The sequence below is a fragment of the Rhizobium sp. 3T7 genome (assembly GCF_020166565.1).
GTDB lineage: Bacteria > Pseudomonadota > Alphaproteobacteria > Rhizobiales > Rhizobiaceae > Rhizobium.
In genome coordinates, this window is record NZ_JAIQXS010000019.1 from 110,598 (window position 1) to 120,358 (window position 9,761).

General features: G+C 60.8%; 11 protein-coding genes and 1 pseudogene. 7 read left to right on the forward strand and 5 right to left on the reverse strand.

What is annotated here, in order from left to right:
- Window positions 1–101 precede the first annotated feature (101 nt).
- Entirely contained in the window at window positions 102–806 is a 705-nt protein-coding gene (locus K9B32_RS22680; protein ID WP_224566214.1) for a helix-turn-helix transcriptional regulator, read from the forward strand.
- 113 nt (window positions 807–919) lie between these two features.
- Here K9B32_RS22680 and K9B32_RS22685 read toward each other — a convergent pair whose 3' ends face one another.
- Both K9B32_RS22685 and xth read right to left on the reverse strand, forming a co-directional pair.
- Window positions 920–1,189, reverse strand: coding sequence for a hypothetical protein (locus K9B32_RS22685; protein WP_224566217.1), 270 nt, complete (start codon window positions 1,187–1,189; stop codon window positions 920–922).
- Window positions 1,190–1,221: 32 nt separating this feature from the next.
- Window positions 1,222–2,016, reverse strand: coding sequence for an exodeoxyribonuclease III (gene xth, locus K9B32_RS22690; RefSeq protein WP_224566240.1), 795 nt, complete (start codon window positions 2,014–2,016; stop codon window positions 1,222–1,224).
- A gap of 242 nt (window positions 2,017–2,258) precedes the next feature.
- Between xth and K9B32_RS22695 the strand changes: the two are divergent.
- A pseudogene (locus tag K9B32_RS22695) lies at window positions 2,259–2,827 on the forward strand (DUF1254 domain-containing protein); the annotation flags it as partial.
- 99 nt (window positions 2,828–2,926) lie between these two features.
- Here the strand turns inward: K9B32_RS22695 and K9B32_RS22700 are convergent.
- Together K9B32_RS22700 and K9B32_RS22705 are read right to left on the reverse strand one after the other, a co-directional pair.
- Window positions 2,927–3,787 carry a metallophosphoesterase gene (locus K9B32_RS22700; protein ID WP_224566219.1) on the reverse strand — a complete coding sequence of 287 codons (861 nt, stop codon included), beginning with the start codon at window positions 3,785–3,787 and terminating at the stop codon, window positions 2,927–2,929.
- A gap of 106 nt (window positions 3,788–3,893) precedes the next feature.
- Complete coding sequence (locus K9B32_RS22705; protein ID WP_037117267.1) at window positions 3,894–4,496, reverse strand: superoxide dismutase; 603 nt, start codon at window positions 4,494–4,496, stop codon at window positions 3,894–3,896.
- Between the two features lie 200 nt (window positions 4,497–4,696).
- Between K9B32_RS22705 and K9B32_RS22710 the strand changes: the two genes are divergently transcribed.
- From K9B32_RS22710 to K9B32_RS22730, 5 genes are all read left to right on the forward strand, one after another.
- A complete protein-coding gene (locus K9B32_RS22710; RefSeq protein WP_224566221.1) occupies window positions 4,697–5,026 on the forward strand; it encodes a hypothetical protein in 330 nt (109 codons plus the stop codon).
- A gap of 310 nt (window positions 5,027–5,336) precedes the next feature.
- Window positions 5,337–6,116, forward strand: a complete 780-nt coding sequence (locus K9B32_RS22715) for a hypothetical protein (protein ID WP_224566223.1) — start codon at window positions 5,337–5,339, stop codon at window positions 6,114–6,116.
- Window positions 6,117–6,193: 77 nt separating this feature from the next.
- Window positions 6,194–6,742 carry a hypothetical protein gene (locus K9B32_RS22720; protein ID WP_224566225.1) on the forward strand — a complete coding sequence of 183 codons (549 nt, stop codon included), beginning with the start codon at window positions 6,194–6,196 and terminating at the stop codon, window positions 6,740–6,742.
- A 104-nt stretch (window positions 6,743–6,846) separates the two neighbouring features.
- Window positions 6,847–8,148, forward strand: a complete 1,302-nt coding sequence (locus K9B32_RS22725) for a hypothetical protein (protein WP_224566227.1) — start codon at window positions 6,847–6,849, stop codon at window positions 8,146–8,148.
- On the forward strand, window positions 8,145–8,945 hold the full coding sequence (locus K9B32_RS22730) for an ATP-dependent Clp protease proteolytic subunit (protein ID WP_224566229.1): 801 nt from the start codon (window positions 8,145–8,147) through the stop codon (window positions 8,943–8,945). The genes K9B32_RS22725 and K9B32_RS22730 overlap by 4 nt, the downstream gene beginning before the upstream one ends.
- 64 nt (window positions 8,946–9,009) lie before the next feature.
- On the opposite strand, the gene K9B32_RS22735 is transcribed toward K9B32_RS22730, so the two are convergent.
- Window positions 9,010–9,507, reverse strand: a complete 498-nt coding sequence (locus K9B32_RS22735; RefSeq protein ID WP_224566231.1) for an HIT family protein — start codon at window positions 9,505–9,507, stop codon at window positions 9,010–9,012.
- Window positions 9,508–9,761: the final 254 nt, after the last annotated feature.

The window sequence follows — 9,761 nt, forward strand, 5'->3', positions numbered from 1 at the left end:
CGATTTCCGGGACCTTGTTGATTTTCAATTTGATAGGAAGAGCTATACGATGGCCCAACTGACAGTGTATTGTCAGGAGCCTAGGCCCAAGGAGGCAAAAGATGCGCAAGGCCTCACGGCTTTTCGAGATCATCCAGATCCTGCGATTGGCGAGCAGGCCGATGACGGCGGCGGCCATGGCGGAGACGCTCGAGGTGACGGTGCGCTCGATCTATCGCGACATCGCCGCCTTGCAGGCGATGCGCGTCCCGATCGAGGGCGGCCGCGGTATCGGCTACATCATGCGGCCGGGCTTCGACCTGCCGCCGCTAATGTTCTCGGTCGAGGAAATGGAGGCGATCGTGTTGTCGCTGGCGCTGCTCGAGCGCACCGGCGACGAGGAGCTGAAACGGGCGGCCAAGAGCGTCAACCAGAAGATCGCTGGGGCCGTGCCGGCGCTGCTGCGTCAGGCGATGGAACGAAAAGCGCTCTATGCCTGGGGATCGGTTGCCCAATCTCCGGCTGGACTCGATCTTGGTCTGGTTCGCCGCGCCATACGCGACGAGCAGAAGCTGATGCTCGACTACCGCGACGAACTCGGCCGCGCGACGGAACGTAGGATCCAGCCGATTGCGCTCATCTACTACTCGCAAACCGCAAACATTGTCGCCTGGTGCGAGCTGCGCCAGGCGATCCGCAATTTCCGCAGCGACCGTGTCGAGCATTGCGAGACGGCCGACGCCTATTTCCGAGGCGACGGCGACCGTTTGCGGCAACTCTGGACGAGCGGATGGACGAACCCGCCGGCAGCCGCGACGGGTAAGTAGAGCGCGCTGCTATGGAGCGGAAAGAGCTACCGATGGTTACGGCCGCCTAGATCGGTGCAACGGGGCAGTGTTTCCCGCCCTCAGCCCAGAGATCCGCGTGTGCTTAGGTGCAGTCACGTTTCGAACTCTTCGTCCAGGACCGGCGCGTCGGGCCTCTGCCGATCCAAACTTTCGCGATAGCGGACGCAACCTCGCAGGAACTTCGGCCAGGGCGGGACCGCAATGTCAGGATTGAGCTTTTCCGGCAGCATGTCCCAGAGTTGGGGATGGTGCCAACAAAGGTTGTGACCTGTGGCATCCCGGTGTTCTCTGATCGCGTCGCGAAGGCGCTTCACTTCCGCGATCAATTCATTGCGCGACATCGCATCGAGGTCGGCATCCATCTTCCGCTCCTTCCGAATTCATCGCTCGTATTTCATTCGTTATCCTCTGATAGAGGGATGTCGAGTTCGATCATCACGGGAGCGTGGTCGCTTGTATGTTCCCAACTCCTCGGCTTCCTACGTACGCTCGCCGACCTCAGCCACGGGGCAACCGTCGGGCTGAGCAGTAGATGATCGATCCGAAGGCCAGCGTCGCGCTCGAACGAGTTTCGCCAGTACTTCCAGAAGGTATAGATGCGCTCGTTCGGATGCAGATGCCTTATGGCGTCGGTCCAGCCCTGTGCGACAAGGTCAGCATAGGCCTTGCGGATTTCCGGCCGAAAGAGGGCGTCGTCCAGCCAGCGCTCCGGCTTGTAGACGTCAATTTCCGTCGGCATGACGTTGAAATCGCCGGCGAGGAGGACAGGAATGTCGAGCTCGTGCAGTTCGGCGGCATATTCATGGAGCCGTCGGAACCAGCGGAGCTTGTAGTCGAATTTCGGCCCGGGTGCAGGATTTCCGTTCGGAAGATAGAGGCATCCAATGAGGATACCGTCGATGGCCGCCTCGATGTAGCGGCTGTGCGTGTCATCACGATCGCCGGGAAGACCGCGCCGCGTCAGGATCGGCGTCGCGCCCTTCGAAAGGATCGCGACGCCGTTCCAGCTCTTCTGTCCGTGCCAGATCGCGCCGTAGCCAGCCCGCTCGAGTGCGCCGCGTGGAAACCGGGCATCTTCGGTTTTCAGCTCCTGCAGGCAAACGACGTCAGGCTTATCCTCCTTCAGCCAGCGAAGAAGGAGTTCCAGGCGTCCGTTCACGCCGTTGACGTTGTAGGTCGCGATCTTCAAGAGCCGAAGCACGCTTCGATGAGTTTCGATCGAAGGGAAATGGACGCCATATGATAAAGTTCAAGGAACTTCCGAGACGTTAGGGGCTTGAAAGAGCGATTGGATTCTCCCGTTGCCGGCCGGTTGACCACTTACAGCCAATGTTACTGCAACGTGCTTCCAGCTAGCCGACTTTTGCGCAAAGCTGCTCCGCGGATTTGCAGATCAACGGGTCTTGGATCGAAGCAATGGGAGCAGCAGCCATGCAACTCACGAAACGCGAATTCACCAAAGGACTGATCCTGGCGACCGGTTTCGCTAGCCTCTATCCCGCGAAGGGTATTTCCGCCAATATCAGCGAGACCGAGGCACGCGCGATTGCCAAGGGAGCCTATATCTACGGCTTCCCGATGGTCGACAGCCACCGTCCAATACGCCTATTTCGTCCACACCAAAAACTCTGAGTAAAGGCCCCTGGAACCATCTGGTCAACATCGCGCGCGTGTGAACGCCGGCCGACGCAGCGGTCCAGACGCCGAATTCGGATACACCCTATTCGATGCTCGGCCTGGACCTCCGAGCCGAACCGATGGTGCTGACAGTGCCGCCGATCGAGAAGGATCGGTATTTCCGTATCCAGCTGATCGACGCCTATAACTTCAATTTCGACTATATCGGCACCCGCGCGACCGGGAATGACGGCGGGAGCTTCCTGATCGCCGGGCCGAACTGAAAGGGCGAGACGCCGAAGGGCATAAAGAAGGTGATGCGATCGGAAACCGAGCTGGCGCAGGCCGCCTACCGGACACAGCTCTTCAATCCGGACGACCTGGCTGAGCGGGCGGAGAAAGTATTCCGAGCGGTGGAAGGCGGATGCGTTTTACCGGCCCGCCCAAGAGTAGCGATTGGCGGGACAAAGAGCCGGCGATAGTCACGGCGGCCAGCGAAGCTTTAGTGTCCGGCTGCCCTCGCGTCCGAAGCCGCGGACTTCGATGCGGTCGGCCCAGATCTCCACGATGGCGAAGGTATTCTCGGTCTCGGTATCGACCATGCCCTTGAAATTCAGGAAATGGCATCCGTCGAGCGTGCCGAAATTGCCTGCGTGGTTGTGGCCGCTGAAATAGGCAGCGACATTGTCATGCGCCGTCAGAAGCGTGACGATGCGTTCGCGATCCCAGCTGTCGTGCTCGTTCGGCGGATACACCGGATAATGGTTCATGACGATGACGCGCTCGCCTGCGGCGCCGGCGTCCTTGATCTCGTCGGAAAGCCAAGCGAACTGCTCGTCGCTCGGCATGGCATTCCAGTCCTGCGCGTTGATGGCGCCAGCACCCCTGAGCTCGGCCAGCCGCTGGGCGGCTATCTCCCGATACGGATGCCCAAGCGGCGGCGCAAACGTGCTCACCTCGTTGCCGTTCAGAACAATAAACCGCCAGCCCTGCCTGATGAAGCTGTAATAGGGCGACGCCAGGCCGACCCGGCTGGCAACGTCGGCCAGCCGGTCGGCAGTAACGGAAAAATCATGATTGCCGAGCAGGAAGAAATTCTCGTGCCTCAGGCTGTCGTAGACCGGCAGAATATCATCGAAGCTCTCGAAATCTCGGTCAATGATGTCTCCAAGCGTGATGACGAAGCTCAGCTCCTCGCCATTGAAGACCTCGATCGCCTCCGCCGGCTTGGCAAGGCTCCTGGCATAGTGGCGGTTCATGCCGAGATGCGGCGCCCTTGCTGCGTATTGCGGATCTGCGACGACGCCGAAGCGGAGAATAGGAAGATCGGAAAGATATGTCATGCCAGCGCTTTAGGCGCGCGGCATGACAGGCTTGTGACGGTCGTCGAAACGAAAACACCCGGCGTTTCAAGGCGCCGGGTGCCGACATCTTGTTCTTGCGAACTGCTTACTTGGCAGCGGCTTCGTAGCGCTCCAGGACGTAGTCCCAGTTGATCAGGCTGTCGACGAAGGCTTCGAGGTACTTCGGACGCGCGTTGCGGTAGTCGATGTAGTAGGAGTGTTCCCACACGTCGACGCCGAGGATCGGGGTTGCGCCGTGCACCAGCGGGTTTTCGCCGTTCGGGGTCTTGGAGATTTCAAGCTTGCCGTTCTTGACGGAAACCCATGCCCAGCCGGAGCCGAACTGCGTCGTGCCGGCGGCAATGAAATCGGCCTTGAACTTGTCGTAGCCCCCGAGATCGGAGCTGATAGCAGCTTCGAGCTTGCTCGGCAGCTTGTTGCCGCCGCCGCCCTTCTTCATCCACTTCCAGAAGTGGACGTGGTTATAGTGCTGGGCAGCATTGTTGAAGAGACCGGCATTGGTGCCGAAAGACTTCTTTACGACGTCTTCGAGCGAGAGGTCGGAAAGGCCTGCCTCCGCCGCGAGCTTGTTGCCGTTGTCGACATAAGCCTTGTGGTGCTTATCGTGATGGAATTCCAGGGTTTCCTTCGACATGAAGGGCTGCAGCGCTTCGTAGTCATAGGGAAGTTCGGGCAATTCAAAAGCCATTGCGGGTCTCCTTTGGCAATAGTTTGCGTAATCGGCAGGTGAGGCGGAACATAGGAGCGCAAGCATGGAGAGGCAACCGGCGAAATATCAAAAAAGACGGCCGGAGAGGAAAAATTGCCTCCGCCAAGGACTTGGCTTTCCAGCCCTAAATCGCTGATCATGGGCGCCTTTCACAACAGCAGGAAGACGAGGCTTTTCATATGCTGAGGAATAAAATCCGCTTTTGCACACTTGCCATCGTGATCGGTGCAGCAGGAGCGGCCCGCGCCTCCTCGGGCGATGCCTGGCAGGAGTTCGCAACCGAGGTCGAGGGCAAGTGCAAGCAAGCGGCGCGCGCCTCGATCGAGTTTCCGCATGCCGTCGTCGATCCGTTCGGCAGCGAACACTTTGGCATCGCTTTGGTGACAGGCAAGCCGAAGGGTGCGAACGGCTTCGTCAGCTATTTCTGCGTCTACGACAAACAGACGAAAGAGGTCGAGCTGGGCAGCGAACTGGAAGCTGATGACATCCGGATTCTGCCCGAGGAATAAGGTCGTCAGTCGCTGTTGCGCAAACGACACAGCTCCGCCCGTCAAACCTGTTGATTGTGATGTTGCGTATTTTGACACCTACACATAGCCGTTTCTAGATGCACGCACAGCACGCGTTTACGGAATCAAGGCAATTTTCGATAAGCTTAATTGGCTGAAATCCATATTTCGCCGGCGTTTGACAGGTACTTTTGGGGCATAAGTCATGGTCATGAGCTTTTTTCGTCGCGCAGAAGACGGCAGCAGATCGCTGCCCACGGGATACCGACCCGCATCAATAACCGATCAGCGTCCGGCGGCCGAAGAGCCGTTGCGCTACGCAATCCCTGACGTCAACGACTTTGCCGCCTTCGGCTCGGCGCTGGAGGAAAACCAGCGGACGTCGGAAGACTTGCTGTCGAGCCTCTCATCGCTGCAGGAGCGCGTTTCCTCGCTGCTCGGTACGCACAGCCAGTCGCTGAATGAGACCGGTGCGCTCCGCGCCGAATGTGCGCGCATCAGCTCGCTTCTCGACTATGAAAGCAACGCGCGCCGGAAGGCGGACCAGGACAACGTTCGCCTGACCGCCGAAAACAAGGATGTTCGCGCCGACAACACGCAGCTTCGCTCCGAGATCGAAGCATTCCGCGACGAGCTGACGAAACTTCAAGGCATTCATCAGGTCACCCGCGAGGAATTCACGATCATCGAAAACCGGCTGCTCGACGCCGAGCGTGAGCTGACGGATCGTGCCATCCAGTTCGACGAGGCCTCGACGCTGCTGAAACGCGCCCAGACGGAGCTCGACCAGCGCAGCCGCGAACTCTCGGCCACGCGTGAGAAACTCGACAACGAGGCGACGGCGCACCAGCTGCTGATCGAAGCCTCGCGTCGCGAGAACGGCATCCAGGCCCGCGAGATGGCCCGCCTCAACGAGGAACGCAGCCATCTGAAGTCCAGCTTCACCGAGCAGGAAGCGCAGGTGCGCAACCTGCAGATGGCCGTTGCCAACCTGAAGCAGGACCTCTCCCTCTTCGAGGAACGGCACAAGCGGCTCGAGGTCGAGCATGAGACCCTTCAGGCATCCTCGGCACTGAGATCGCGCACCTGACGACGAAGCACGAAGCGATCGGCTCCAAGGCCGAACTCGTCGAGAAGCTTCTCATCACCGCGAATGGCCGCAACAAGATGACGGACGAGGACCTGCAGGCGGCACGCGCCGATCTCAAGCGCATCAAATCGGAACTCGCCACCTCCCTCTCCCGCTCGGAGCGCCTTGCCGAGGAACTGCAGCGGGCGCGCACGAGCGGCGCCGAGAGCGAGGCAGCCCGCCGCGAACTCGCCACGCAGACCAACGAGCTGACGCTGAAGCTGCGTGAAGCCGAGGGCCTGCGCGTGCGCCGCGACCGGGATGCCGATGCGCTGCGTCGCGATATCGACACGCGTATGGATTCCGATCGCTACGAAATCGGCCAGCTACGCACCAGCCTGGAGATCGCCAAGTCCGAAATCCGGCAGCTGCGCGCCGAGCGTGCCATCCTGACGGGGCAGTTGGAAGTCGCACGCAGCGAACGGGTGGGAGGCGCGTCACGGGCGGCTGGCCCCGATGAACGCGACGAGGCCCGCATGCCGGCCGCCAGCTTCTCGCCGATGATCGACATCTCCGAAAAGTCGCTGCGCGCGACCGGTGGGGCGGCTTTCGAGGCCGAATCGACCCACATTGCGCCAGCCGAATAAGCGGCCGAACGAGATCAGGTTTGGCGCCGTCGGCCTGCCCGGTGCCAAACCTTGCTTTTGCCTGTATTGTAGCGGTTTCTTAAGGGGCTAGCCCGGAGGAGACCATGGCACTCGGCACATCGCATCGCTTGCAGGACGGCGTCGAAGCCGTCGAGGCCATGACCCGTTTCGCGTTCGCGATCCTGGCGCTCGCCTCCGGCGTCTACACTTATCTCGGCGTGCGAAGCATCCTCGACGGGTCGGCAGCCGCTGTATTCTTCGCAGCCCTCATCTATTCCAGCGCCGTTTCGGTGGCGATCTACGCCTTCTGGACCTACATGGCCCGCTTCTATCCGCATGTGACGGGGACTGCCGGACGCACGGCGATGCTTGGGGTCATGGCGCTCGGCTGCGCGATGATCATCGCCATGTCGAGCTGGCTGAACGCGGCCGCGCTCGCCGGCTCGGCGGCGCTCGAACAGCATTTGGCCGAAACGCTCGAGGACTACACCGCCGATCTCGACCAGGCACACCAGAATGCGCTCGCCGCGCAGAGCCTGCTTCCCGACATCCAGCGCACGCAGGAACGTTTCCAGCGCCTTGCCGACCAGGAGCGGGAGACGGGCGCGCTGACCGGAACGACCGGAGCCGGCAGCGTCGTTCAGCTTCTGTCGCAGATGGCCTCGCAGCTGACCGAGCTGGAAAACGGCATCAACGCCTCGCGCGAGCGCGTGACGACGCTGTTCGACGAGGGAAGAAAGCATCTCGAGACCATGCGCACGCTGGTTTCCGCGCCGGGTGCGATCAACCCGCGCGCCGATCAATTCTCGGCCGAGGTCGTTGGCCTCTCCGGTGTGATCACCTCGCTGGAGCAGACCTCGATCGCGCCCTCGGTCAAGCGCGCGGCGGAAGACCTGTCGCTCGGCTTCATCGCGCCGGTGGCGGATGGACGCCAGGCGGATCTAGCCACAAGGCAGGACCAGGTCATGGAGACGATCCGATCCTCGGTCGCGGCGCAATCCAAGGTCCTTTCGCAGGCGGCCGACCAGATCCTCGAGCGCAAGCCGGTGGCCGAGCGGCGGTTCGTGCCGCTCTCCTCTGCCGAAGCCGTGCTGCGCTATGCCGGTGATTTCATCCCGAGCTGGGCCGGCGCCATCTCGATCGACATCCTGCCGGCGGTGCTGATCTTCATGCTGTCGATCGTCCATTCGACGCTCCGCCGTCAGGAACAGCGCCTGCCCTTCGCCGAACGCATCACCGCGGCCGAACTCCTGCAAGCGCTGGAGGTACAACGCGAGGTCCGGCGGCACGGCGTCGACATCGAAGCCGCCATGGATGCAGCGGAGCGCACCGAACCGGCCGATCAGTCGAACATTGCGAGCTTCGATCTTTCCGGCAAGGGACCCCGCAAAGGGCCGCCGGCATGAGACTGGAAACGGCGGGGCAAAGGCTGAAGGATTATCTGCTCTCCGCCGATGACGGCACGCTGATGCGGCATGCGTTCCACGCCCTGCTCGCAACGGCGGCAATCTTCGTTGTCGTCGACTGGCATGACATCGGCTCCAACAACGCCAACATGCCTGCCTACGACCCTATGATACCGGGCGCCTTGCCCATGCTTCCACCGGCGCTCACCGAAGGCAAGCCACAGGCCGCCCCGGTTGAGGTGACGACCGACCCTGAGTTACTGAAAAAGCCGATCCGCTTCGAGTTGCAGGCGGGCGGCGTACTGCTCGCACAGGGCACGATCGAACCGGGCGCGGCCGTGCGTTTCGACGCCGAGATCAAGGCCCGTGGCGAGTATATCAAAACAGTCTCGCTCGACTCGCCGGGCGGATCGATTGGCGACGCGATCGCCATCTCCACGCTCATCCGCGAACGCAAGATCGCGACTACCGTCGCCGACGGGGCGCTATGTGTCTCCTCCTGCCCGATCGTCATGGCGGGCGGTGTCGTGCGCACGGCAGAGAAGGATGCCATCATCGGCGTGCATCAGGTCTTCAATGGCACCGGCGAAAAGCTTTCGCCCGAACGCGCCATGTCGGAGGTGCAGCGCACCACGGCTGATGTCACCCACCATCTTGACGACATGGGAATCAAGCCCGACCTCTGGATCCACGCCATGGAGACGCCGCCCGACAGGCTCTATTATCTTTCGCTCGATGAAATGAAGGAATTCGCACTCGTTGCGCCCCCTGCCGCGGTAGCCAAGAAAGCGAAGTAGGCGAGCAGGCTCAGGCCCAAAGCGCGTCGCGATCTTTCGGATCGCTGGTCGCGGACATCCAACCTCACGAACGTTGGATAGCACGGCGTAAGAGGTTAATGGCCTCATCCACCGAAGGGCCTTTGATTGGCGGCGGCTCTCTTCGTTCACAAAACTCGCGCCAGACGAACAGCGTCATTTCCGCCCCATCGGTAGGCGTCTCGCCGGGGCCGTCCGCAAAGGTTTCGAGCAGCCGGTAGCGATCGTCGCTCCAGAAAAGCTCCTCAACCCACGCATATATCGGAATGATATGGAAATGGATCGGATAGCCCGGTGTGTGCCCGTAGCGACCGATGTAAACCCGCTCGGCATTTAAGACGCGTTTCAAAGCATCCTGAACCTTAGCGAACAGCTGGCCCAGCGAGCATAACGTTTCGCTGGACAAATCACTCAGGTCGTTGGTGAACGTTTTCGAACTGATCATAAGGTAGCCGGGGAGCGACGAATGTATACGGTGGTTCACAGACCAGCCAGGAGTTTCGCCAATGTGAAATTGCTGGGGAATGTCGCGATTTTCGGCCATGGCCCAACTTATCAGTCTCACCAACCGGTGCAATTGGCGCATGGTGGCCGCCCCATCTGGCGGGCTTCTATGTTGGCCCGGCTCGGGCAAGGATGGGGAACACATTGCGCGGTCCAGCTGGAAACAGCAGAATGATCGACATAGGCTGAGACCGGATATTTCAATCTCATTGTCGGATTGACAAAACCTGGTTCGTCCTAGGAGCACTTTTAGTGTTCTATCCAAAGGAGGTGACATGAAAGAGGTCGCCTCTG